18 protein-coding genes and 1 tRNA gene are annotated in these 24,524 nt (G+C 67.3%); 10 read left to right on the top strand and 9 right to left on the bottom strand.

Annotated elements, in window-relative coordinates:
- Positions 1-51: 51 nt before the first annotated feature.
- A complete protein-coding gene (locus ACTIL2_RS07250) occupies positions 52-2,277 on the bottom strand; it encodes a malate synthase G (RefSeq protein WP_442336780.1) in 2,226 nt (741 codons plus the stop codon).
- A 471-nt stretch (positions 2,278-2,748) separates the two neighbouring features.
- Here ACTIL2_RS07250 and aceA point away from each other — a divergent pair, with 471 nt between their 5' ends.
- Positions 2,749-4,041 carry an isocitrate lyase gene (gene aceA / locus ACTIL2_RS07245; protein WP_442336779.1) on the top strand — a complete coding sequence of 431 codons (1,293 nt, stop codon included), beginning with the start codon at positions 2,749-2,751 and terminating at the stop codon, positions 4,039-4,041.
- A gap of 261 nt (positions 4,042-4,302) precedes the next feature.
- Here the strand turns inward: aceA and ACTIL2_RS07240 are convergent, their stop codons facing one another.
- On the bottom strand, positions 4,303-5,595 hold the full coding sequence (locus tag ACTIL2_RS07240) for an MFS transporter (protein ID WP_442336778.1): 1,293 nt from the start codon (positions 5,593-5,595) through the stop codon (positions 4,303-4,305).
- Positions 5,596-5,666: 71 nt separating this feature from the next.
- Between ACTIL2_RS07240 and ACTIL2_RS07235 the strand changes: the two genes are divergently transcribed.
- Positions 5,667-6,662, top strand: a complete 996-nt coding sequence (locus ACTIL2_RS07235) for a GlxA family transcriptional regulator (RefSeq protein WP_442336777.1) — start codon at positions 5,667-5,669, stop codon at positions 6,660-6,662.
- A gap of 118 nt (positions 6,663-6,780) precedes the next feature.
- Here the strand turns inward: ACTIL2_RS07235 and ACTIL2_RS07230 are convergent, their stop codons facing one another.
- Together ACTIL2_RS07230 and lpdA are read right to left on the bottom strand one after the other, a co-directional pair.
- Positions 6,781-7,935 carry a hypothetical protein gene (locus ACTIL2_RS07230; RefSeq protein ID WP_441582506.1) on the bottom strand — a complete coding sequence of 385 codons (1,155 nt, stop codon included), beginning with the start codon at positions 7,933-7,935 and terminating at the stop codon, positions 6,781-6,783.
- 291 nt (positions 7,936-8,226) lie between these two features.
- Positions 8,227-9,651 carry a dihydrolipoyl dehydrogenase gene (lpdA, locus tag ACTIL2_RS07225; protein ID WP_442336776.1) on the bottom strand — a complete coding sequence of 475 codons (1,425 nt, stop codon included), beginning with the start codon at positions 9,649-9,651 and terminating at the stop codon, positions 8,227-8,229.
- 414 nt (positions 9,652-10,065) lie between these two features.
- Here lpdA and ACTIL2_RS07220 point away from each other — a divergent pair, with 414 nt between their 5' ends.
- Genes ACTIL2_RS07220 through ACTIL2_RS07205 form a run of 4 tightly spaced genes read left to right on the top strand, consistent with a single transcriptional unit; the run spans position 10,066 to position 15,295 of the window.
- Positions 10,066-11,436, top strand: coding sequence for an alpha/beta hydrolase (locus ACTIL2_RS07220; RefSeq protein ID WP_442336775.1), 1,371 nt, complete (start codon positions 10,066-10,068; stop codon positions 11,434-11,436).
- A 44-nt stretch (positions 11,437-11,480) separates the two neighbouring features.
- Positions 11,481-12,815: an alpha/beta hydrolase gene (locus ACTIL2_RS07215; protein WP_442336774.1), complete on the top strand. Its 1,335-nt coding sequence runs from the start codon at positions 11,481-11,483 to the stop codon at positions 12,813-12,815.
- A 14-nt stretch (positions 12,816-12,829) separates the two neighbouring features.
- Positions 12,830-13,942 (top strand): alpha/beta hydrolase, encoded by a 1,113-nt coding sequence (locus tag ACTIL2_RS07210; RefSeq protein ID WP_442336773.1) that lies wholly within the window; start codon positions 12,830-12,832, stop codon positions 13,940-13,942.
- A gap of 51 nt (positions 13,943-13,993) precedes the next feature.
- Entirely contained in the window at positions 13,994-15,295 is a 1,302-nt protein-coding gene (locus tag ACTIL2_RS07205; protein ID WP_442336772.1) for a hypothetical protein, read from the top strand.
- 11 nt (positions 15,296-15,306) lie between these two features.
- Here the strand turns inward: ACTIL2_RS07205 and ACTIL2_RS07200 are convergent, their stop codons facing one another.
- Positions 15,307-16,533: an MFS transporter gene (locus ACTIL2_RS07200; RefSeq protein WP_442336771.1), complete on the bottom strand. Its 1,227-nt coding sequence runs from the start codon at positions 16,531-16,533 to the stop codon at positions 15,307-15,309.
- Positions 16,534-16,608: 75 nt separating this feature from the next.
- Between ACTIL2_RS07200 and ACTIL2_RS07195 the strand changes: the two genes are divergently transcribed.
- Both ACTIL2_RS07195 and ACTIL2_RS07190 read left to right on the top strand, forming a co-directional pair.
- Positions 16,609-18,723, top strand: coding sequence for an acyl-CoA dehydrogenase family protein (locus ACTIL2_RS07195; RefSeq protein WP_442336770.1), 2,115 nt, complete (start codon positions 16,609-16,611; stop codon positions 18,721-18,723).
- The gene (locus ACTIL2_RS07190) at positions 18,720-19,097 is read left to right on the top strand and encodes a YccF domain-containing protein (RefSeq protein ID WP_442336769.1); all 378 of its coding nucleotides are present in this window, start codon (positions 18,720-18,722) and stop codon (positions 19,095-19,097) included. Before ACTIL2_RS07195 ends, ACTIL2_RS07190 begins: the two co-directional genes overlap by 4 nt.
- Positions 19,098-19,418: 321 nt before the next feature.
- Here the strand turns inward: ACTIL2_RS07190 and ACTIL2_RS07185 are convergent, their stop codons facing one another.
- On the bottom strand, positions 19,419-19,991 hold the full coding sequence (locus tag ACTIL2_RS07185) for a TIGR03086 family metal-binding protein (protein ID WP_442336768.1): 573 nt from the start codon (positions 19,989-19,991) through the stop codon (positions 19,419-19,421).
- Between the two features lie 55 nt (positions 19,992-20,046).
- The gene (locus ACTIL2_RS07180; protein WP_442336767.1) at positions 20,047-20,817 is read right to left on the bottom strand and encodes a metal-dependent hydrolase; all 771 of its coding nucleotides are present in this window, start codon (positions 20,815-20,817) and stop codon (positions 20,047-20,049) included.
- Between the two features lie 132 nt (positions 20,818-20,949).
- Here ACTIL2_RS07180 and ACTIL2_RS07175 point away from each other — a divergent pair, with 132 nt between their 5' ends.
- Complete coding sequence (locus tag ACTIL2_RS07175; protein WP_442336766.1) at positions 20,950-21,387, top strand: anthrone oxygenase family protein; 438 nt, start codon at positions 20,950-20,952, stop codon at positions 21,385-21,387.
- A gap of 69 nt (positions 21,388-21,456) precedes the next feature.
- Here the strand turns inward: ACTIL2_RS07175 and ACTIL2_RS07170 are convergent.
- Positions 21,457-21,532: transfer RNA gene (locus ACTIL2_RS07170), tRNA-Thr, on the bottom strand.
- 46 nt (positions 21,533-21,578) lie between these two features.
- Positions 21,579-22,907, bottom strand: coding sequence for a DNA polymerase III subunit delta' (locus ACTIL2_RS07165; protein ID WP_442336765.1), 1,329 nt, complete (start codon positions 22,905-22,907; stop codon positions 21,579-21,581).
- 74 nt (positions 22,908-22,981) lie between these two features.
- Between ACTIL2_RS07165 and ACTIL2_RS07160 the strand changes: the two genes are divergently transcribed.
- Complete coding sequence (locus ACTIL2_RS07160; RefSeq protein ID WP_442336764.1) at positions 22,982-24,508, top strand: adenylate/guanylate cyclase domain-containing protein; 1,527 nt, start codon at positions 22,982-22,984, stop codon at positions 24,506-24,508.
- The last annotated feature ends 16 nt before the right edge of the window (positions 24,509-24,524 follow it).

The following is a 24,524-nucleotide window of genomic DNA, read 5'->3' as shown; positions in this document are numbered from 1 at the left end:
CGCGATCGGAACCATGGCACAGGACCGGGGTGCCCACCTCATGGGTGCGGATCAGGCGATGCCGTTCTTCTCCTTGAACTCGAGGCGGCGTGCGTGCAGGATCGGCTCGGTGTAGCCGGACGGCTGGGTCGTGCCCAGCAGCACCAGGTCACGGGCGGCGTTCCAGGCGACCGAGTCATCGAAGTTCGGGGCCATGTTGCGGTAGGCCTCGTCTCCGGCGTTCTGGCGGTCGACGACCTCGGCCATGCGCTTGAGCGCGTCGATGACCTGCTCCTCGGAGACCGCCCCGTGCTTGAGCCAGTTGGCCAGCAGCTGCGAGTTGATGCGGCAGGTGGCGCGGTCCTCCATGAGGTCCACGTCATGGATGTCCGGCACCTTGGAGCAGCCGACACCCTGCTCGACCCAGCGGACCACGTAGCCCAGGATCGACTGGCAGTTGTCGTCCAGCTCCTCCTGCGCCTCCTCGGGCGTCCAGGTCGCCTCGCCTTCGCCGACCTTCGCGGCGGCCACCGGCACGGTGAGCACGCCCGGGATGGAGTCCCGGCGGCCCTCAGTCAGCAGCTTCTCCTGCACAGCGGCGACGTCGACCAGGTGGTAGTGGGTGGCGTGCAGTGCGGCGCCGGTCGGGGACGGGACCCACGCGGTGGACGCGCCCTGCTCCGGCTGGCCGATCTTCTTCTCCAGCATGTCCGCCATGAGCTCGGTCATCGCCCACATGCCCTTGCCGATCTGGGCGTTGCCGGAGAAACCGTGGGCCAGGCCGGCGTCCACGTTGTTGTTCTCGTAGGAGTCCATGAACAGCGATGCCTTCAGCTTCGGCTTGCGGAACATCGGGCCGGCCAGCATCGAGGTGTGGATCTCGTCACCGGTGCGGTCCATGAAGCCGGTGTTGATGAACGCGACACGGTCCTGGATCTCCTTGATGCAGGCGTCCAGGTTCACGGTGGTGCGGCGCTCCTCGTCCATGAGCCCGACCTTGAGGGTGAAGCGCTCCAGACCCAGGAGATCCTCGACGTCGGCGAAGAGCTCGTTGGTGAAGGCCGACTCCTCCGGGCCGTGCTGCTTGGGCTTGACGATGTAGATCGAGCCCTCGCGGGAGTTGCGGCGCGGGTTGTCCAGGTCCAGGCCGGGGATGGCGCAGGCCGAGGTGATCACGGTGTCCATGATGCCCTCGAAGATCTCATTGCCCTCGGAATCGAGGATGGCCGGGTTCTGCATCAGGTGGCCGACGTTGCGGCACAGCATCGTGGAACGGCCGTGCAGCCGGACCTCCCCGCCGTCGCGGCCGGTGAAGTACCGGTCCTCGTTCTGCTTGCGGGTGAAGGTCCTGCCGCCCTTGTCGACGTCCTCGGAGAGGTCGCCGGCGTTGAGGCCGAGCCAGTTGGTGTAGCCGAGGACCTTGTCGGTGGCGTCGACGGCGGCGACGGAGTCCTCGAAGTCCATGATGGCGGTGACCGCAGCCTCGAGGACGATGTCCTTGACCCCGGCCTTGTCGGTCTTGCCGATCGGGGACTCCGGGTCGATCTGGATGTCGATGTGCAGGCCGTTGTGCTTGAGCAGGATGTCGGTCGGGGCGCTCTTGTCCCCGGCGAAACCCTCATAGATCTCGGGCTGCTGCAGGTGGACCTCCTCGCCGGCGATGACGGCGACGAAGCGGTCGGAGGAGATGTCGTACTTCTCGACGTCCTTGTGCGAGCCCGACTCCAGCGGTGCGGCCTCGTCGAGGAAGTTGCGTGCCCACTCGATGACCTTGTCGCCGCGGACCTTGTTGTAGCCCTTCCCCTTCTCCTGGCCGTTCTCCTCCGAGATGGCGTCCGTGCCGTAGAGCGCGTCGTACAGGGAGCCCCAGCGTGCGTTGGCGGCGTTGAGGGCGAAGCGGGCGTTGAGCACCGGGACAACCAGCTGCGGACCGGCGATGGTCGCGAACTCGGCGTCCACGTTCTTCGTCCGGATCTCGAAATCGCCCGGGTCCTCCACGAGGTAGCCGACCTCCTTGAGGAAGGCGGTGTACTCCTCGGGGTCCTGGACGCCGGGGTGCTCGGTGTACCAGTCGTCCAGCTTGGTCTGCAGTTCGTCACGCACGGCGAGCAGTTCCCGGTTGCGCGGGGTGTGCTTCGCGACGATCCGGCCGAAGCCCTCCCAGAACTTGTCCTGGTCGGCGCCCTGCACGCCGATGCGCGGCAGAACCGTACCGGTCACGAAGTCGTAGAGGGTCTTGGCGACCTCCAGGCCCCCGGCGGTGACCCTCTCGGTCTGCTGAGTCGTCGGCTGAGTCATTGACTGCTCCTTCGTTTTTGTGGCTCGTCGGACTGGATCGAACCAGTCGACTGTTGCTGACACTGGTCCCCAGACTAGGTGAGCCATGTCACCGGCGGCACCCGAAGATGCGTCACGGCATGGACGATTACCCCCACAGGGGCACTATTCCGGAGACCCGCGCGGCCCCCGGTGATCGCTGGGGAGGGTGGCCTTACGTGACAGGGGTCTCGCAAACACCCTGCAAGTAGCGCCAATTGACCACATGGTGAGAAGTTTTGTCCCGCATACAGAGAAGAGGGGTGTGGGCTCCCGCTCACTACCCCCGGCGTAACCCAGATCACCTGTAGCCTTTGACGTGCCCTTTTCCATCGGTATTCTCAAGGGAAGCCGACCCGGGTCACGCAGGGGCACCTTTAGTGCCCATGGGAGCCGCGGGTGCCGCGCAGTTACCGCCAACCTCTCACCACTTACAAGGGAGTGAGTACTTACATGTCGAACGTCGGACAGGCCCGTACCGCCGCCGAAATCCAGAAGGACTGGGACGAGAACCCGCGCTGGAACAGCATCACCCGTGACTACACCGCCGAGCAGGTCGCCGAGCTCCAGGGCACCGTCGTCGAGGAGCACACTCTGGCCCGCCGCGGCTCCGAGATCCTCTGGGACGCCGTGAACGAGGAGGGCGACGGTTACATCAACGCCCTCGGCGCCCTCACCGGTAACCAGGCCGTGCAGCAGGTCCGCGCCGGCCTGCAGGCCGTCTACCTCTCCGGTTGGCAGGTCGCCGGTGACGCGAACCTCTCCGGTCACACCTACCCCGACCAGTCGCTGTACCCGGCCAACTCCGTGCCGAGCGTCGTGCAGCGCATCAACAACGCCCTGCTGCGTGCGGACGAGATCTCCCGCGTCGAGGGCGACGAGTCAATCGACAACTGGCTCGTGCCGATCGTCGCCGACGGTGAGGCCGGCTTCGGCGGTGCCCTCAACGTCTACGAGCTGCAGAAGGCCATGATCAAGGCCGGCGCCGCCGGTACCCACTGGGAGGACCAGCTGGCCTCCGAGAAGAAGTGCGGCCACCTCGGTGGCAAGGTCCTGATCCCGACCCAGCAGCACGTGCGCACCCTGAACTCCGCGCGCCTGGCCGCTGACGTCGCCGACACCCCGACCGTCGTGATCGCCCGTACCGACGCCGAGGCCGCGACCCTCATCACCTCCGATGTCGATGAGCGCGACCACAAGTTCCTCACCGGTGAGCGTTCCGCCGAGGGCTACTACTACGTCAAGAACGGTCTCGAGCCCTGCATCGACCGTGCGAAGTCCTTCGCTCCGTACGCCGACCTGATCTGGATGGAGACCGGTACCCCGGACCTCGAGCTGGCCAAGAAGTTCGCCGAGGGCGTCCGCTCCGAGTTCCCGGACCAGCTGCTGTCCTACAACTGCTCCCCGTCCTTCAAGTGGTCCGCCCACCTGGACGACGACGAGATCGCCAAGTTCCAGAACGAGCTGGGCGCCATGGGCTTCAAGTTCCAGTTCATCACCCTGGCTGGCTTCCACGCCCTGAACTACTCCATGTTCGATCTGGCCCACGGCTACGCCCGCAACCAGATGAGCGCCTTCGTCGACCTGCAGAACCGCGAGTTCAAGGCAGCCGACGAGCGTGGCTTCACCGCCGTCAAGCACCAGCGCGAGGTTGGCGCCGGTTACTTCGACCGCGTCGCCACCACCGTGGACCCCAACTCCTCCACCACCGCCCTGAAGGGCTCCACCGAGGAGAGCCAGTTCTAGTCCCCCTCCCCTGAGGTTCGGACGAACTGTCTGGATGCCCGGGACGACACCGCTACGGTGTCGTCCCGGGCTTCTTTGTGCCTGGGGCGTCTGCGGGTGGTCTCGAGCATCCGGACCGGCGCTTAGCATCGCGAAATAGCCCGAACAGTGGCACGGAATCCCGAGATCCGTGATGCAAACTGCCCGTCCTCCCCGATCTGGTCCCCAGGTCGGACACCTCAGGGTGGAGTCGTCCGAAGAAGCCGCCCTGGAGTGTCCGACTCAGGACACTGAGTCCGTAGCCCGGGCCCGCAGTACCGCAGGACGCGCGACCATGATGCTCAGGACGGCTCCGATGGCGCACAGTGCCGCCGCGGTGAACCAAGCACCGTTGTAGCTGCCCGACACATCCCGGATCAGGCCCGCTCCCCCGGCCGCCAGCGCGGCCCCGATCTGGTGGCAGGAGAACACCCAGCCGAAGACGACCGGACCGTCCCCGCCGAACCGGTCACGGCACAGCGCCATCGTCGGCGGCACCGTTGCCACCCAGTCCAGACCGTAGAACACAATGAACGCCCACAGCGGCGGTTCCGGGTTGGGGCCGAGCAGGACCGGCAGCAGCATCAGAGAGAGTCCTCTGAGCCCGTAGTAGGCGACGAGCAGGTACCGCGGATCCACCCGGTCGGTCAGCCACCCTGAGCCGACGGTGCCGATGATGTCGAAGATCCCCACGATCGCCAGCAGTCCGGCAGCGGTCGTCGAGGGCATGCCGTGGTCGTGGGCGGCAGGGACGAAATGCGTCCCGATCAATCCGACGGTCGTGGCACCGCACACCGCGAAACTCCCGGCGAGAAGCCAGAATGTTCCCGTTCCGGAGGCCCTCCGCAGGATGTGCAGCGCGGTCATCATGCCGGAGCCGGACGTCGGACGGTGCGCGATTCCCACATCGTCCCCGAACCGGGGCAGCCCCACCGACCACGGCCCGTCCTTCATCAGGAACAGCACCAGCGGGACCGCGATCAGCGCCGCTGCGGCGATCATCAATGACGGTGCCCGCCATCCGTGTCCCTCAGTCACGGAGGCGAAGACCGGCAGGAACACCAGCTGGCCCGTCGAGTTCGCCGCGGTCAGGACGCCGGACACCAGGCCCTGCCGGGAATTGAACCACCGGTTCGCGATCAGCGAGGCGAAGGGCATAGACACCGCGCCGGTTCCGGCGCCGATCAGAATGCCCCACAGTATCCACAGCTGCCAGGCGGAGGTGACCATCGTCGACAGCGCACTGCCGATGCCCACGACCGCCAACGCCACCGCAGCGACCCTGGCGACACCCCACCGGTCCATCAGTGCGGTGGCGAAGGGCGAGAACAGCCCAAAGAGGAGGAGATTCAGGGAGACCGCCCCGCCGATGGTGCCGTGGGACCAACCGAACTCGGCGTGTAGGGGGTCCATGAGCACACCCGGCGCGGAACGGAACCCCGCGGCGGCGAGCAGCGCAAGGAACGCCACGATCACGGTGATCAGGTGCCAGGGCGTCGTCCGGGGTCGCAGCTGCGTCAATGTCCTCGATGCCATGGAGAGGATTGTTGCGCGTCCCGGGACACCTGCCTATTGGCAGCAATGCCAATACATGAAAGAATACTGCCATGGTTGCCCGAGATCACCGTCCCGCACGTCACCGGGTGGTCGTCCTCCTGGCGCCACCGGTCATCGGCTTCGATGCCACGATCCCCTCCCTTGTCTTCGGTACGGCCCGCGACACCGCCGGCCACCCTCTCTACGACGTCCGGCTCTGCTCCACGGATGCGGGGCCAGCCGACTGTGTCGGCGGGTTCAGTCTCAACCCGGATGCCGACCTCACGGCCCTGCAGGACGCGGACACCGTCATCGTTCCGGGGACGCACCGCCGCAGCGTCCGGCGGGACGGGGTGGCCGACCGGACCCTGCGGGAGACATTCGACCTCATCCGCCCCGACACCCGCATCATGTCCGTGTGCACCGGCGCGTTCGCGCTCGGTGCCGCCGGGATCCTCGACGGTCGTCCGGCGACCACCCACTGGGAGTGCGCGGAGGATTTCCGGCGCCTGTACCCGTTGGTGGACCTCGACGAGAAAGCACTGTTCACCGACGACGGGGACGTGCTGACCTCAGCAGGGCTCTCGGCCGGGATGGACCTGTGCATCCACGTCCTGCGGCGCGACCACGGCTGGGAAGTGGCGAACCGGGTGGCGCGGCACTGCGTCACACCCCCGCACCGGGACGGTGACCAGTCACAGTTCATCGAGCGCCCACTCCCGGCATCCGGCGATTCCGGTACCTCCCCCACCCGCGACTGGGCGCTGGACCATCTCGACGAACCGCTCAGCGTGGCCGGACTTGCCGCCCATGCGCGGATGAGTGTGCGGACGTTCATGCGCCGTTTCCGTGCGGAGACCGGCACCACACCGGCCCAGTGGCTCTCCGGCGAGCGGGTGCGCCGGACCCAGGAACTGCTGGAGTCCACGGACCTGACCGTGGACGCCATCGCCGCACGCGTCGGCTTCGGGACGGGAGCCACGCTGCGCGCCAGGCTCCGGGCTGAAACGGGGACAACGCCGGGGGCCTACCGTCGCCGGTTCACTGCCGTGGACTCACGTCCGTAGTCCCACCACGACACCACCACGGCTGGCATCCCGGTACGCGAGGGGGTTGGGCCACCCCGAAAACAAACCCTGGATGCCGAGATGCCGACGTGAAGCGGTGCAGCACACGGTGGACCGACTAACGCGGCCCCTGCCGCCGCCGGAAGCGGGACGGGGGCTTGTCCTCGTAGAGTCCCGTGATCTGGCGCCGGACGTGTTCGCGGCGGTTGTAGGTCGCCTCACGGATGGCGTCGTCGTTGTCGAAACTCGAGCCGATCGCTCCGGCGAAGGTGCCCAGCGACGCGGTCAGCCACGCCAGCTTGGCGTAGCCCCACGGGAACGGCTCGTCGTCGACCTGGGAGCGGAAGAAGGTGGTGTCCACGATCACCACAGACAGCACCAGCAGCACCACGAAGACCGTGGTGTAGATCATCACGGCGGCGAGCAGGACCGTCCCCAACGTCGCCCAGTTGTCCATCCGGGCGCGCCAGGCGGCCACACTGTCCGACTCACGGTCGGGCCATCTGTTCCATAGCCCGTTGTGGTAGACCAGCCAGAACGTCAGGGCACCGACGGCGAACAGGCTGATCACGAACATGCGGAGCACGGAGACGGTGTGAGACATCTGCCACATCGAGCCGTAGAAGATGCCGTAGGCGCCGGTGGCGATGGCGATCGCCAGGCACCCCGTCAGGACCCGGTAGAGCTCGGTGGGACGGTTGCCGGCGATCATGCCGAGCAGCAGCCGCGCGGAGCGTCCCCACCCGTCGATGACGCGGGTCGTGTCCGCGTCCGCGTCGCCGCCCTCGATGTCGTCCCCGGCACCGACGTCCTCCGACACCCCGGCTCCGGCGGGTTTGCCCCGCAGCAGGCGGTTGAGCTCCTGACGCAGCCCCTCCTGGGCGCGCAGGATGCCAAACGCCGGGAGGCAGAGCATCACCGCCGTCCCCCGGTTCACGGTCTGGCTGATCACCGGACGCCGGGTGGTCAGCGGTAGGTCGGTGACGTAGATCATCCGGTCCCAGCCGTGGCTCTCCATGATGCCGGCGGCACTGTCGGACAGCCGGACGCTCCCGTCCAGACCCATCGGCAGCGTACTGGTGCGGAACTGGACGCGCGGATGGTTCGCCGCGCGCAGCTGGTCATCGGTGATGTCAGAGTCATCGGCCCGGATGCCGAGCTTCTTCAGTACGTTGACCACACGTTTCTCGGGCATCCCGGGGTCAACCATCACGCCGATGACCTTCACGTGCGGGATCCGGCGCCCGGTCTCCTTCTCTGGCATGTCACTCATGATCAGCCACTGTCTCCTGCCTCAACCACCAACTCCACGGGACCGACATCGTGGCGAGAATGGTACCGCACCGGGGCATTCCGGGGCGTACTGACAGGGCCTCGCACGGGGGCGGGACGCACCGCGTCCCGTCACCATCGCTGCGGCCGACGATCAGCAACAGAAAGTCAGCACGGATGCGCCGAGTTGCGGAACTCGGCGCATCCGTGCTGACTTTTTGTGGCAGGGCCTCAAAATGGGAGCAACCAGGCCACCACATGGAGCGGCCCGGCGGGTGCCTCAGCAGATCACCTACAGATTGATCATGTGCCCCATGGTGCCCTCGGCGGCCTCCTTGATGGCCTCCGACAGTGTCGGGTGGGTGTGGACGTTGCGTCCGATCTCCTCGGCCGTCAGATCGAAGCGCTGCGCGAGCGTGAGCTCCGGCAGCAGCTCGGAGACGTCCGCACCGACCAGGTGCCCACCGATGAGCTCACCGTACTCGGCGTCCACGATGACCTTCACGAAGCCGGAGGATTCGTTGAGTCCCATGGCCTTGCCGTTGGCGCTGAAGGGGAAGGAGGCGACCTTGATCTCGCGTCCCTCCTCCTCGGCCTTCTTGCGGGCGGCGTCCTCGGTGTAGCCGAAGGACGCGACCTGCGGGTTGCAGAACGTGGCGCGGGGCATGTTCTGGTAGTCGCCGAGCTCCTGGGTCTCCGCACCGGCGATGGTCTCCGCGGCGACCACGCCCTGCGCCTCGGCAACATGGGCGAGCTGCAGCTTCGCGGTCACGTCACCGATGGCGTAGATGTTCTTGACGTTGGTGCGCATCCGCTCGTCGATGTCGATCGCGCCACGCTCGGTGAGCTTCACGCCGGTGTTCTCCAGACCGAAGCCCTCCACACGCGGGGCGAATCCGATGGAGACCATCACACGGTCGGCCTTGATGGTCTCGGACTTCGAGCCGTCGGCGGACTCGATGTCGACCTCGACACCCTTGTCGCCGCCGAGGTCACGCACGGCGGTGGTCTTGTGACCGGTCTTCAGGTTCACGCCCAGCTTCTTGTACTGCTTGGCGATCTCCTTGGACGCGTCCTTGTCCTCGTTCGGCAGGACGCGGTCCAGGAACTCGACGACGGTGATGTCCACGCCGAAGTTGGACAGCACGTAGGCGAACTCCATACCGATGGCGCCGGCACCGATGACGACCATGGACTTCGGGGCGTTCTCGTCGAGGATCTGCTCCTCGTAGGAGACGATGTTGCCACCGATCTCCACGCCGGGCAGGGACTTCACCACGGAGCCGGACGCGATGATCGCATTGTCGAAGGTGACGGTCTTTCCTGCGTCGTCGCCGTCGGTGATCTCGACGGTGTTGGCGTCGGTGAACGAACCGAGACCGTTGATCTCGGTGATCTTGTTCTTCTTCATCAGGAAGTGGACGCCCTTGACGATCCCCGCCGACACCTTGCGCGACCGCTTGTGCGCGGTCGTGTAGTCCATGCTGATGTTATCGCCGCTGATGCCGAAGGTCTTGGCGTCATGCGTGAGGATGTGCGCGATGTCCGCGTTACGGATCAGCGCCTTGGAGGGGATGCAGCCGACGTTCAGACAGACGCCGCCCCAGTACTGCTTCTCGATCACTGCGGTCTTCAGGCCCAGCTGTGCCGCACGGATGGCGGAGACATATCCGCCGGGGCCCGCACCGATTACTACTACGTCATAATGTTCAGCCACGCCGTCAAGGATACGACGTTTCGGCCGTCACGTCCGCCCCAGGGTGGCGGACCGGAGCTTTCGCCAGTGAAATTACTGGTCACGCTTGTGCCGAGGACCAGCCCCGACGGGGGTGGACGCTAGAGGACCCCGACGATGAAATCGGTGACCGTCGAGATGGTGTTGTGCAGCAGCCCGCCGAGGAACTCGTTGGTGTTCACGATGAGCTGGTCGATGAAGGACAGGTTCACGGGATTCCTCGTTCAGGTTCGTAGGTGCGTCTCGGGTACGGTTCGGCGCCGACTGCGCCGGGCACAGTATATGTGGTCCGGACGTTCACCGCACGAAAAAAATCTCCATGCCTTACGCTGATGGGCATCAACCGCTAAACTGTGCGGGTCTACCCCTCCCGACCTGACTTCTCCAGAGGACTGTATGAACAAGCGCGCCACCTCCCGCGTCGCCGCCGCGGCCATCGCCACCGCCCTCCCACTCTCCATGCTCTCCGTTGCCCCGGCCATGGCCGGGGTCGCACAGCCCGATGTGGCTGAGGTGCAGGACGGGAACGTCCAGGCCGAGGCGGGGGACTCCATCGTCAGCGATCCCTTCAAGAACATCGGGGAAGCCGAGAAGGCGGGCTACGTCCCCGAGGACGATTCGAGCTGGCGCAACTTCGTCTACCAGGAGAACGGCGAGCGCTACAACCGAATGGAGGAGCGGAAGGTCACGTCGCCCGCAATGGGCGACCGCGAGATCCCGGTCGTCACGATCCGTGCGAAGGACAACGCCGAGAACGCCCCCACGATCTACCTGCTCAACGGGGCGGATGGCGGTGAGGGCATCGCCAACTGGCTGCAGCAGACCAATGCCATCGACTTCTACGGCAACCAGATCGGCAATGTGAACGTGGTCATCCCGATGGCCGGTGGGTTCTCCTACTACACCGACTGGGAGCAGCCCAACGCTGCCCTGGATACGGACGGTAACGGCAAGGGCGGCAAGCAGATGTGGGAGACCCTCCTGACCAAGGAGCTCCCTGGACCGATGGAGACCGCCCTCGGCGCCGCGAACCCCGGCGCGCAGGATGGCAAGCGCGGACTGATCGGCATGTCGATGACCGCGTCCACCTCGCTGGTGTACGCCCAGCAGAACCCGGGGTTCTACGACTCCATCGCGTCCTACTCCGGTTGCGCGCAGACGTCCCGTGAACTCGAGCCGACCGTGCAGATCGTCCTGGATCGCGCCCCGGCACAGTACGAGGAGATGTGGGGCGACCCCTACGGCGAAACCGCGCTGCGCAATGATGCGCTCCACAACGCCGGGAAACTGAAGGGCCAGAACAACATCTACGTGTCCAACGGCTCGGGCCTGATGGGTGAGCACGACCTCGCTTCCGGTGACCGCCTCAACGGCAACATCATCGGCTCCATCACCCCCGGCGTCGAGGGCGGCGCGATCGAGGGCGTGTCCAACGTGTGCACCCACATGCTGCAGTCCACGATGAAGGACGAGGGCATCGACTTCGGTGCGAACAACGTGGACTTCAACTTCCGCAACACCGGTACGCACCAGTGGGGCTACTGGCAGGATGACATGTTCGAGTCCTGGCCCGTGATCTCCGAGGGCATCTTCCCGAACAGCACGGGTGCCGCCCAGCAGCAGACCGAAGCAGCGAAGGCCGCGTACCTCAAGGAGAACCCGGGTGGCGGCGACGCCGGCTCCACCCCGGTCTCCTCCCTCGAACTGCCGTCCGCGGATAACGTGCGCCGCGCCGCCGAGGAAGAGGGCGTCGAGAACGCCGGCTAGAAGCAGTACCTTCCCTGCCCCTTCTGTTTCCCCTTGAGGATCACATGCCCACACGCGCCAACGTCCGCGTGACTGCCGCAGCCGTCGCCACCGCCCTCCCGCTCTCGATCCTCTCCGTCTCCGGTATCGCACCGGCATTCGCGGCTGTCGCACAGGCGCAGGAGGTCGCAACCACGCAATCGGACGTGGCCCCGGCGACGATCCAGGAGCCGTACGCCACCCGTGCCGCTGCCGACGCCGATGCCTACGTCCCCGCCGACGCCTCAGGATGGCGCGACTGGGTCTACCAGGAGGACGGCGACCGCTACAACCGGATGGAGGAGCTGAAGGTCCACTCCCCGTCGATGGACCGTGACATCCCGGTCGTCACGATCCGTGCGAAGGAGGACGCCGCCAACGCCCCCACGATCTACCTGCTCAACGGAGCCGACGGCGGAGAGGGACGGGCGAACTGGCTGCAGCAGACCAGCGCCATCGACTTCTACGGCAACCAGATCGGCAACGTGAACGTGGTCATCCCGATGTCCGGCGGGTTCTCCTACTACACCGACTGGCAGGAGCCGAGTGCCGTCGACAAGGACGGCAACGGCAATGGTGGCGTCCAGAAGTGGGAGACGTTCCTGACGCAGGAGCTCCCCGGATCCATGGAGCAGGGGCACCTGAAAACCACCAGTGACAGGCGGTCGATCATTGGGATGTCGATGTCCGCGTCAACCTCGCTGGTCTACGCCCAGCAGCATCCCGGCCTCTACGACTCGATCGGGTCCTACTCCGGTTGCGCCTCAACTGCAGGGAACCCCAGTAGCGTGGACGCGGTCTTCCTCGGAAAAAACATGGGCATCACGTACGAGCAGATGTGGGGGGACCGTTACGGTCCGATCGCCCACCGCAATGACGCCCTCCTCAATGCCGGGAAACTGAACCAGCAGAGCAACGTCTACGTGTCCAACGGCTCCGGCCTCGCCGGCGAGCACGATGTGCCGTCCAGTGCCCGGGTCGGCGGCAACCCGCTGGGCTCGATCAACGCCGTCACCGAAGGCACCGTCATCGAGGGCGTCGCCAATGTCTGCACCCACATGCTGCAGTCATCCATGAAGGACGAGGGCATCGACTTCGCCGCCAACAACGTGGAGTTCAACTTCCGGGACGCCGGCACCCACCAGTGGGGTTACTGGCAGGACGACATGTTCGACTCCTGGCCGGTGATCTCCGAGGGCATCTTCCCGGGCAGTACCGCCACCGCGGAACAGCAGACCGCCGACGCGAAGGCCGCCTACCTCGCGAACAACCCGGGTGGGGGCGATGCGGGCTCCACACCGCTCTCCTCCCTGGATCTCCCCACCAACACGACAGAGGGCGCTGACGGCGCCACCGAATAGAGAGGGGCTGGTGGATGCCCGCTTTCCCCCGTCACCGACCATCTGCCGGCATCATCGCAGTCGGCACAATCCTCGCCGTAACGCTCGCCACCACACCATCCGCAGCAGTCGCCGGCACAGCGCACGACTCCCCGGAAAGCCGTGACGGCGGCGGTCACCGCAGCGCCCGGGATGCCCGGCCCGCCGAGATCCACCGTGACCGGGAAACCCCCGGGCTCACCGCGGAGGAATCCAGCTGGAGGGTCGCCCTCGACACCCACCCGGACGTCGAGGAGGTGTGGACCTACTCCCCCGCCATGAACCGGGACATCCCCCTGCTCGTCCAACCCGCGGGGGTGCCGGACGCGCCGACGGTCTACCTGCTCAACGGTGTCGACGGCGGTGTTGATGACCACACCTGGTTCGGCAAGGGCGGCGCCGCCGAGTTCTACCGCGGCAAGGGTGTCAATGTCGTCGTCCCCGTCGACGGACGCAACTCCTACTACACCGACTGGCTCGAACCGTCCGCCCTCGACCGCGCGGACCGCGGTGGGAAACGCCAGCAGTGGGAAACCTACCTGACCCGGGAACTCCCCGGCCCACTGGAGGAATCCCTCCAGGCCAACGGGAAACGGGCGATTATGGGCATGTCGATGTCCGCCACCTCCGCCCTGCTTCTCGCCCAGCGTAACCCGGGTTTCTACAGTGCGGTCGCGGCAGTTTCCGGGTGTGCGGACACCACCTCCACGGGCGGGCGTGCCACGGTCGACTACATCACCGATGACGCCGGGGCCACGACCGACCAGATGTGGGGTCCGGCCACCGGCGCCTACGCCCGCGACCATGATCCCCTGCTGAATGCCGGACTGCTCCACGCCAGCCACCAGGGACGGGAGCTTCCGCTGTTCGTGTCGGTCTCCACGGGTCTGCCCACCCCCGCGGAGGCCACCGCACCTCCGGAATCGCAGCTCGTCGGAGGCGCGATCGAGGTCGGTTCCCTGTACTGCACCGTGCAGCTCGACCGGGCGCTGCAACGGGCCGGTGTCCCCGCCACGGTGGAGTACGACAGGGCCGGGCTCCACAGTTGGCTGGTGTTCGCCCGCGCTCCGCAGGCGTCGTGGCCTACGCTGCAGAGAGGACTTTTCTAGGAAGCGGTGGCATGCCGCCACGACGTGTCAGCAAGGGTGGTGAGCCGGTAAGTGGGTACAGGTGCGGTCCGGGCACTGTCGGCGGCGACGATGGTCGTCGCCGTCTCCGGCTACGCCGTCATTGTGATCGCCGGACGTGCGCTGGACACCGTCAGCTACGAGGCCTTCACCGTCTTCTGGGGCCTGTTCTTCGCCCTCGCCGGACTGATCGACGGCCTGCTGCAGGAGACCACACGCGCCGTCGCGGGACGCCGCGCCCCCGACCAGGCAGCGGGACGCGCACAGGACACTGCGACGTCCACCCCGGCACGTCCGGTCACCGTTGCGCTGGGATTTGCCGCCGTGACCGCCGTCCTCGCGTTGGCGAGTTCACCGTTGTGGGCCGACCAGGTCATCCCGTCGGGCTCGGGCCTGGCGGGTTGGGGTGTTGTGCTGCTGGCGGCCGGACTGGCCAGCTACGTCTTCCAGGCGGTGGTGGGCGGGCTGCTCTCCGCGGCCACCAACTGGTCGACCTACGCCTGGCTGATCAGTGTGGACAGTGCCGTGCGCGTGGTCCTGGCCCTGATCGCGTGGGCCATTGGCTGGCATCTGCTGGCCTTCCTGCTGGTCACCGTCATCGGTGCACTCACCTGGCTGGCCACGCTGCTGCTCTCCCCGGGCACGCGGGACCTCCTCGGCGAGGTGGCGGACGTCCCCACCGGTGAGTTCATCCGCAGGACGTTCAAGGCCATGCTCGCATCCGGCGCGAACGCGGTGCTGATCACCGGCTTCCCCGTCCTGATCACGTTCACCTCCGGACCGGAGGTCGCCGCCGGATCCCTGGCGGCCGTGATCACCGCGGTCACTCTGACCCGGGCACCCATCCTGGTCCCACTGCAACGCTTCCAGCCGGCCCTGATCGTGTTCTTCACCCGCCAGCGCCACAGGATCCTGCGCGCATGCATGGGACCCTGCACGTTGATCGTGGGGGTCGCACTGGTCGGCGGGGTGGCTGCGTACTGGCTCGCGGAACCGATCATGCTGTGGTTCTTCGACGCTGACCTGGTCAGTGAGCCCGTGGTGCTCGCGGCACTGACCGTGGCGTCCGGCTCCACGGCACTGCTGATGGTCACCGGCTCCGCCGCACACGCCGCCGAACGCCACTCGCTGTACCTGGCGGGGTGGGTGGTGGCGACGGTTGCGGCGGTCCTGCTGCTCGCGGTGGAAGCGTCCCCCGAGACCCGCGCGGTCCTGGCCCTGGGTGTGGCACCTCTGGCCGGCGTCGCGGTGCACCTGGTGGTGCTGGGGCGGACGACGCAGAGCGCCCGCACTCCCCACCTGCAGCGAGTCCCCGATACTCATGCGGGGTCCTGATTGGTCCCCTGCTACCGGGTCTCCCCCGGCAGGTTCTTCCGTGAGAATGCCGCGACAATGACCAGGAACACCGCGGCGACCACCACACCGGCGCCGAGCATCCACGGGTAGGTGAACCAGTCCGACAGGCGGGTCAGGATCATCGGGAAGAAGAACCCGATGTAGGTCAGTGTGTAGTAGGCCGCCGTGAGCCCGGCCAGGTCGTCCGGCCCGGCGATGCGCTGCACCTCGTTGAGCCCGGAGAACAGGCACAGGCCGTAGGCGGCACCCAGCACGATCGCCACAATGATGGTGTTCCACACCGCGATGTTGGTGGCTGCGGCCGCGGCGATCGCCATACCGACGATCACCAGCACCAGCGCGACGATCGGCCCGCGGGCGTTGTGGTCCGTGTTGATCTGCGGGCCGATCTGCTGGATCGCGAAGCCGGACGCCAGGGCGATGACGGTGAGCAGGCCCGAGAACGCGACCGGGACGTCCACCTGGTCCTGGACCAGACGCGGCATGATCGCGTAGGACACCCCGGCGGCGCCGAACACCCAGGGGGCGATGGGGGCGACGACGGTGAGGAACCGGGGATGGCGGATCGTGGGCACCAGCAGGTCCGACCAGAACGTGCCCTTGACCTTCAGGTGCGCAGACTGGCGGGTCTCCGGGACGGTGAACAGGCCGGCGACCGCGATCACCGACAGGACGCAGTGCACGATGTACGGCAGCTGCCCGGGGATCGGCCCCCACTCCGCCAGGATGCTCGCCAGGCCGGCCCCCAGGCCGAAACCGGCGGTGAGCGACATCGTGGCACGCTTCGCACCGGAGGACGGCTTCGCCCGCGGGTCGAAGGACGGCCCGGACAGCTCCTTGATCCACGACCCACCGACGGACATGGCGATACCGACGGCGAGACCGGCGAGGATGCGTCCGATGAACATCACCCACTCGGTGGTCTCGCCCGCGGCGATGAACACGCTGCCCAGCAGAGCGATCAGTGGGGCAGGGAGCATCACCGCACGGCGCCCGTAGCGGTCCGACAGGGGCCCGCAGACCAGCAGGCCGGCGACGATGCCCACCGCGTAGGACACCAGCAGGGAGTCCACGAAGACATCGCTGAAAACAGCCTCCTGCCGGTAGAACACGAGCATCGGTGTGGCTTCGTTGCCTCCCCACGCGACGGTGAACACGGCGAAGACGACGAACATCCACGCCCGGGCGTCCCTGAAGGCGCTGTCAGTCTTTGTCATGGACCTTATGGTAGGACCTCATGGTCCCCGTGGGTGCAGGCACCCTCCCGCAATCTCCACGTAACATCGGGGGGTATGACTACGTCAGACAACACCACCGACCCCACCGAGGCAGTCGCCAGTCTCGCCCGCCGGGGCGATGACCGCCCGGCGACACTCCGGACGCAGGCGGATCAGGCGGTCCGGGACGCCGTCACCGCTGAACTGCAGAGCGTCCTGGACGGGAAATGGGCCGACGTCAAGGACGCGACCCGGGCCATGATCGCCGAGAAGGGCCTGGCCCCCGACGACACCCTCGGCCTCGACGAGGCCCGTGAACGCACCCTGTCCCAGATGCACGACATCCTCGCGACGGGCGCTCCCCGGGGCTCCTTCCGCACCGACCACGGCGGCACCGGCGACATCGGGGCCACCCTCACCGGCATCGAGGTCGTCGGCGGCGCGGACCTGTCACTGATGGTCAAGGCCGGTGTCCAGTGGGGCCTGTGGGGCGGTGCCGTGGAGAACCTCGGCACCGAGCGCCACATCCCCCTGATCAAGGACATCATCGAACTCAAGACCCTCGGTTCCTTCGCGATGACCGAACGGGGCCACGGTTCCGATGTCCAGTCCGTGGAGACGACCGCGGTCTACGACCGGGACACCGGGGAGTTCGTGATCCACACCCCCACCGGCTCGGCGGAGAAGTGGTTCATCGGGAACGCCGCCAAGCACGCCCGCATGGCCGCCGTGTTCTGCCAGCTCTACACCCCGGACGCAGACGGCAACCTCGGGGACTCCCACGGCGTGCACTGCATCGTCGTCGAGGTCCGGGACGCCGACGGCACCGCGAAGCCCGGCGTCGGCATCGGCGACCACCTCGACAAGGGCGGCCTCAAGGGCGTGGACAACGGCACCTTCACCTTCGACCATGTGCGCGTCCCGCGGGAGAACCTGCTGAACCGCTTCGCCGACGTCTCCGAGGACGGGGAGTACTCCTCGCCCATCGAGTCGGACGGTGCCCGGTTCTTCACCATGCTCGGTGCCCTGATCCGCGGCCGGATCACCGTCGGCGCCGCCGCCGGGGCCGCCGCCCGCAGCTCACTGACCATCGCCACCCGCTACGCCAACCTGCGCCGCCAGTTCGCACCGGATGACAGCCTGCCGGAGAACACGCTCATCGAGCACCGCAAGCACCGCCTGCGTCTCATCCCGCTGATCGCCCGCAGCTACGCCATGCAGTTGGCCACGAACAAGCTCATCGGACGAATCCACGACCTCGAGAGCGCCGGGATCGACCGGACGGACATGACCAAGGAGCAGCGCTGGGACCAGCGCGAGCTCGAGGCCCATGCCGCCGCGCTGAAGGCCGCGAACACCGCGCACGCCACCCGGACCATCCAGGAGTGCCGCGAAGCCTGCGGCGGCGCGGGGTACATGACCGAGAACCTGCTGACCACCTTCAAGGCCGACTCGGACGTGTTCACCACCTTCGAGGGCGACAACGTGGTCATGGCACAGCTCGCCGCCAAGGAGCTCCTCACCGGCTTCTCCCGCGAGGTCGGCGACCTCAAGCCACTGGAGCTCGTCCGGTTCGGCCTGGACAACTTCGGCACCCTGCTGAAGCGCCGCACCGCCGCGGACACCCTGATCCAGAACCTGGTCGACTCCTTCACGGACAAGGAGGAGACCTCCCTGTTCGACCCCGCCTACCAGGTCGAGCTCCTCACCGAGCGTGAGGACCGGCTGCTGATGTCGCTGATCCGCCGCATCCGCCCGGCGCAGAAGATGGAGGCAGCGGAGGCCGCCGCCCTGGTCGACAGCGCCCAGGACCACCTGCTGGAGTGCGCGTGGTCGCACGTCGACCGCATCGTCCTGGAGGCACTCCTGGAGGCCGAGTCCACCCTGCCCGACGGTGAGGCCAAGAACATCCTGGAGCAGATCCGCGACGTGTACGTCCTGGACATCATCCACACCAACAGTGGCTGGTACCAGGAACAGAACCTGTTGACGGGCACGCGCTCGAAGGCCGCCCGCGCCGCACTCAACGACCTCGTGGACTCTCTGGGGCCCTGGTCCGAGACGCTGGTGGACGCCTTCGCGGTGCCGGACAACATCGCCGACGTCCCTCTCATGACCGACTACGACGACATGGTGCCGCGGGCGCAGACCCACCCGGCGGCCGGCATGGCCGGGGGGACGCAGGCATGAGACTGATCCTCAACGTCATCTGGCTGGTCCTGTCCGGCTTCTGGCTCTTCCTCGGCTACATCCTGGCCGGGATCATCGCCTGCATCCTCATCGTCACCATCCCGTTCGGGCTGGCGTCCTTCCGGATCGCTGGCTACGTCCTGTGGCCGTTCGGACGGGACGTCGTGGACTCGGGACGCTCCGGGGTGGTCTCCGGGATCGGGAACGTGATCTGGTTCGTGGTCGCCGGACTGTGGCTCGCTATCGGCCACATCCTGACCTCCATCGCCTTGGCTGTAACGATCATCGGACTGCCCCTGGCCTGGGCGAACATCAAGATGATCCCCGTTACGTGCTTCCCCTTCGGCAAGGAGGTCGTGACCGCACGGGGGTAATTTACGGGGGGAATCCATTTCCGTGTGTAACAGTCCCGCGTCGGTGTCGATATCCCAACTGAGACAGCAGTCAGGGAACATCGCCAGAGTGCTCCCGCTGTCGCTGAGAAAATACCGAATCCGAAACGGAAGGTCACATCATGATTGACACCATCTCTGAATTCCTCTCCACCGTCGTCGGCCTGCTGCAGGACGGCATCGTGGGCTTCGTCGAGGCCATCGCTGGTCTCTTCGTCTAAATCCCAGGTGCTTCGCCCTCCACGGGCGTGACACCGACGTACCCCGCCGCGGCCTTCGGGCCCGGCGGGGTTTTCGTATGGACTACTGCAGGCCGAACGCGGGGTCGCGGCCCACGTAGGCCATCAGACGGACCGTGGAACTGGCGCCCTCCGGCGCCTCCACCGGGGCGCCGAACGATCCACGGGCCTGTAACTGCTCCCCCAGCGAGCGCAGACCACCCAGGTTCTTCTCCGCGAAGTCGGCGTCCAACTCCACGTCCTCCCCCTGGGACCGGGCCAGATCCCAGGTGTGCATGAAGACGTCCGGGATGAAGAAGCCGGTGGCGTTGCGCTCCAGGGACTGTCCCGGTATCGGCCCACGCGACACCAGCGCGTCCGCGGTCCCCGGGGTGTCCAGGGCGTCCTGCACGATCCCGGCGAACTCGCGCCAGGCAGCGGCCGGGTCGGAGTTCTTGTCCTCGCGCAGCTCCACCGCGACTCCCACGTCCTCGAGCGCGGGGGCGAACCAGCTGATCAGGTGCCCCACCAGGTCACGGGCCCGCCATTCGGTGCAGGGCGTCTGCGCGTCCCAGTCAATGCCGTTGCTGTTCGCCTGCTCGGTGAAACCCTGCGCGACCACGCGGAACCGCTCCGCTGTACCCTTCGGCAACGCCATACTGAACCTCCTGCTGGATCCGTGAACCACATCAAATCCCCGTCCAGCGTACCCGTCACGCCACGATCAGCCCGGCGTTCCAGCCCCGGACCAGCACCACCACCAGCGCGACGAGACAGACCACCAGCACCAGGGTGTCGCCGGGGCCGGACGCACGGATCCGCACCGGGGAAGGCAGCAGGTGGACAGCTCCCCAGCGGTCGCCGCCCACCGGGACCAGCGGCGCGAACAGTGGAACGCCGGACCGGGTGATGGCGTCCCCCACGCAGTGCGTCACACACCCCACGCCGACCGCCGTGGCCATCACCGGGGCCGTCAGCATCCCCGGCATGTCCCGGGCGACCAGCAGGGTGAGCCCCGCCGCGACCACCACCGAGCCGACCGCGCCCCACTGTCTGACGAACGGCCTCGCCAGCGAATGCAGGGCGAGCAGCACGAGCCCCGCGAAGATCGCGGTCGTCAGGACCTGCTTCCCCAGGTCCACCGCGATCCAGGTGACCCCGGCGAGCGCTGCCGCGAACAGCAGCGTGTGGGTGACCGTGCGGTGCCCGCCGACGGACCTGCCTTTCGCCCCGGTGATCTCCGCGATCATGGAGGACGCCCGGTTGATGAACACCGCGAGCACCCGGCTGACCGGCCCCAGGACACGTGCCGCTGTTCCGGACGGGTGGTCGAGGTCGGGCAGGATCGCCGCGCCGGCGGTGACACCGGTCAGCACACCGGTGGCTGCGACGGTCATGGGTTCCCCGGTGAGGTGAGCGGTCGCCACGGCGACCACCGCGCCTGCGGCGGCACCGGACATCGCGTGGGTGGGGCCCATGACCATGGGAGGCGATACTACTATCCGGCGGTGTGGTTCATGCGCCTGCGGTGTCCCGAAAGCACGTAACCCCTGCCGGAGCAAGGTTGTCCGGGTAATACTGGCACTGTCAGCTCTCACGACTGAAGGGTCCCCGCCATGAACTGGCTGGAGATTGCCACCATCCTCGTCATCGGATTCGTCGGGTCCGCCGAGTTCGGATCCGCCGTCCTCGTACATCCGGTCATCCGGCGTCTGGAGCCCGATGCCCAGCTCATCTTCGAGAAGGGGCTGCTGACAACCTTCGGGCGCATCATGCCCGTCGGCATGACGGTATCCACGGTCCTGGCGATCGTCGTCGCCATCGCTTCCCCTTCGGCGTGGCTCATCGCGGCCGCGGTCAGCCTCGGAGTTGCCCTGACGGTCACCATCATCGGCAACGTCCCGATCAACCTGCGCACCGGACGCATCGACCAGGAGGGCGTACCGGAGGGGTTCATCGCGATGCGGCGCCGATGGGATGTCTTTCAGCTGAGCCGGGCGTCGCTCCAGCTCCTCGGTTTCATCCTGGTCACCGTCGGCATCGTCGGACGATAGCCTCCACGACGAAAGCCCCAGCCGAAGTGGCTGGGGCTTGTCGTAAGTGCACCGCTCACACGATGCACATGGAGCCGCCTGCGAGAATCGAACTCGCGACCTTTTCATTACGAGTGAAACGCTCTACCGACTGAGCTAAGGCGGCACGATCGCATATCCTAGCGGAACGGCACGCGGCTCCACAAAAGGGGCTACCGGACCTGACCGCAGCACTCCTTCAGGCGTCCGACCATCGACGTCAACGCCACCTCCGGCTTCACGTTGAACCCCAGGGTCTCCCGGCAGGCGGACACGGCATCGATGCAGCTCACCAGGGATTCCGGGGAGTTTCGCCGGGCCAGTTCACGCGACACCTTCGCCTGGTCAGGGTGCAGGAACCCGCCCACGGGATCACCGGGATCGTCCGGCCCAGCGGACCCACCGTCCGCTTCCTCCGGCACGTCCACCGCCCCGGCGGCGACCATCATCGCGTCCCGGTACAGCCCGGCGATGTCGATCAGCGCCAGATCCAGGGAATCGCGCAGCAGGCGCGTCCGACGGTTCTTCTGCTCCTTCTCCAGCTCCTTGATCTGCCCCGCGGACCCGGCCTTCGCCTTGGCCACGCCCCGGCCCTTCGCCCCCATGCCCAGGGCGTTCTCCAGGTCAGCGAGTTCCTTCTCCTCCCGCTCCGCCACGGAGGCCGCCGCCTCCTCCGTCGCGGTCTTCACCAGTTCCGAGGTGAACTGGTAGGCGGACGCACCCTCGTAGACCAGCCCGGGCAGCTTCAGCGCGCTCGCCCGCTTGTCCCGCGCGGTCTGCTGCGACGCCAGGTGCCGGGCACGACCGATGTGCCCGCCGGACACGTCCGCCGCCCAGGACGCCTGCTCCTGCGACAACCCCAGCTTCCCGTCCGCCATCAGCACGGCCTCGACCTCCTCCCGCGACGGTGTCGGCACGTAGAGGTGGCGGCACCGGGACCTCAGCGTGACCGTGATGTCCTCCGAATCCGTACTCGGCGCGCACAGGACGAACACGGTGCGCTCCGGCGGCTCCTCGATGCTCTTCAGGAGGGCGTTGGCACTACTGTCATTGAACCGGTCGGCGTCCTCGAAGACCACGATCCGCCAGGGCGCGACGGTCGGCATCGACGCGGCCGTGCGGATCACCTCGCGTGCCTCCGCCACCGAGATCACCACCCCGTCGGTATGGATCCAGGAGATGTCCGGGTGCGCCCCGGCCGCCGCCGACCGGCACTGCTCGCATTCACCGCAGCCGCCCACGTCCGGATCAGCACAGACCAGTGCGGTGGCGAAAGCTTTGGCCGCGACGCTGCGTCCTGACCCGGGTGGACCGGTGAACAGCCAGGAGTGCGTCATCGCAGCGTCCTGCCCGCCGTCCGCGGTGGACGACGGTTCGGCGAAGCGTCCCCCGGCGACGCGGGCGCGTGCGGCGGACACCGCGGCGCGGAGCGGCCCGGTGACATGCGGGCTGAGCACGGCGGCGGAGAAGACGTCGGGACGCGTGGCGCTGGGGGTAGTCACGCTGCCCCAGTGTAGTTCGGCTCATCCCGGCGGGTGGGGACACCCACGACCCTGCCTCGGATAGTCTGTAGGGCATGGAGAAACTGGGGCAGTACATCAAGTGGGCGTGGGGTACCACGTGGCCGCTGTACGCCCTGTCCGTCCTGATCGTCAACGTGGTCGGTGCCCTTGCGGTCGCCACCTTCCTGCGGTTCCTGGTCCCCCTCGGCGGCGCCCGGGAGTTCCTCAGCGTCAACGGGATGACCGCCACGCTGTACTCCGTGTACTTCGTGGTCGCCCTGGCGGCGGGGATCTCCGTCACCCTGTACTTCTTCGCCCCCGTCCTGCGCTGGCAACGCAGTCCGGACGCCTCCGACCCGATCGCGATCCGCGGACTGGTGCTGCGGATCCCCACGATGCAGGCCCTGCTGGGAGGGGTGCTGTGGGGCATCGGCGTGGTGATCTTCACCGTGGTTGCCCTGCAGGTCTCCCACCGGTGGGCATTGGCCGTGGCGGTCACCGCGGTCCTCGGCGGGGCGCTGGTGGTGCTGATGACGTTCATGGTCGCCGAGCGACTCGTCCGACCCGTCGCCGCGAAGGCCCTGGAGGCCAGCGCCGCACCACAGGAGCGTATCTCCCCGCTGTCGCTGCAGATCACCACCGTGTGGATCCTCACCTCGGCCGTCCCTGTGATCGGCGTGGTGCTGATGGTCGTCGGCCAGGCGTCCGGATTCTTCCCCGAGGACGCCCGGGAGATCCTGCCCGCCGTCCTCGCCCTCAGCCTCACCGCCCTGTTCACCGGTTTCTCCGGGACACGGCTCACCGCAATGACGGTCGTCGACCCGATCCGGGAACTTCAGTGGGCGATGAACCGGGTGCGCCGCGGCGACTCGCACGCCCAGGTGCGCATCTACGACGCGACCGAGATCGGCGTGCTGCAGGCGGGGTTCAACGAGATGATGCAGGGCCTGCGGGATCGTGAGCAGGTCCGCAAGCTCTTCGGACGCTACGTCGGCGACGAGGTCGCCCGCCGCGCGATCGAGGAGCAGCCCGAGCTCGGCGGCGAGAACCGCTTCGTCGGTGTGCTGTTCGTCGACGTCATCGGGTCGACCGGCTTCGCGGTTTCCCGGGAACCGCAGCACGTGGTCAGCGCGCTGAACAGCTTCTTCGACAAGGTCGTGGAGGTCGTGCACCGCAACAAGGGCATCATCAACAAGTTCGAGGGCGACGCCGCGCTGGCGGTCTTCGGCGCACCGATCCCACTGGACGACATCGCCGGCCACACCCTGGCCGCCGCCCGCGAACTGAACCAGGAACTGCAGGACCACGAGCTGCCCGCCGGCATCGGCGTGGCCGTGGGCGATGTCGTGGCCGGGCACATCGGCGCCAGGGACCGGTTCGAGTACACGGTGATCGGCGATGCGGTGAACTCCGCGGCACGCCTCACCGACCTGGCGAAGGACACACCCGGCCGGGTCCTCACCAATGCGTCGACGCTGCGCCAGGCCAACGAGGCTGAACAGGCGCGCTGGACGGTGATGAAGTCCGTGGAGCTGCGCGGGCGCCGCGAGATGACGCAGCTCGCCCGGCCGATCCGCCCCACCCTCGCGGAGCGCGGTTAGCCGTACTTCCCGGCGG

Origin of the sequence: Corynebacterium sp., assembly GCF_052107835.1 — a bacterium.
Taxonomy (GTDB): Bacteria; Actinomycetota; Actinomycetes; order Mycobacteriales; family Mycobacteriaceae; genus Corynebacterium.
This window is presented reverse-complemented; position numbering and strand designations above follow the sequence as displayed.